Origin of the sequence: Microbacterium sp. GbtcB4, assembly GCF_019091465.1 — a bacterium.
Lineage (GTDB): Bacteria > Actinomycetota > Actinomycetes > Actinomycetales > Microbacteriaceae > Microbacterium > Microbacterium paraoxydans.
The window spans coordinates 1-263 of the sequence record NZ_JAGXJJ010000191.1 but is presented as its reverse complement, the minus strand read 5'-3'; the positions used below and the strand labels follow the sequence as shown (position 1 = coordinate 263).

The 263-nt window shown below is 71.1% G+C and carries 1 pseudogene; it reads right to left on the bottom strand.

From position 1 onward, the window contains the following. A pseudogene (locus KVS71_RS17660) lies at positions 1-263 on the bottom strand (extracellular solute-binding protein); the annotation flags it as partial.

Genomic DNA, 263 nt, shown 5'->3' with positions numbered 1-263 from the left:
GCGGCAGAGCCGCCCGTCACCGCGGTCTGGAGCTTGGTGAAGTACTCCTTGTACGGCGTGACCTGGATCGCGATCGAGACGTTCGGGTGCTCCTCGGTGTACGCGGCGGCGATGTCCACCATCGCGGGCTTCTGGTTCTCGTCCCAGATCGCGTAGCTGAGGGTGATGTCGCCGCCCGACTCCCCGGTGGCGGTGGAGGAGCAGGCGGAGAGTGCCAGGACGGCGGGCGCGGAGGCGGCGAGGGCGGCCAGGGCGCCGCGGGA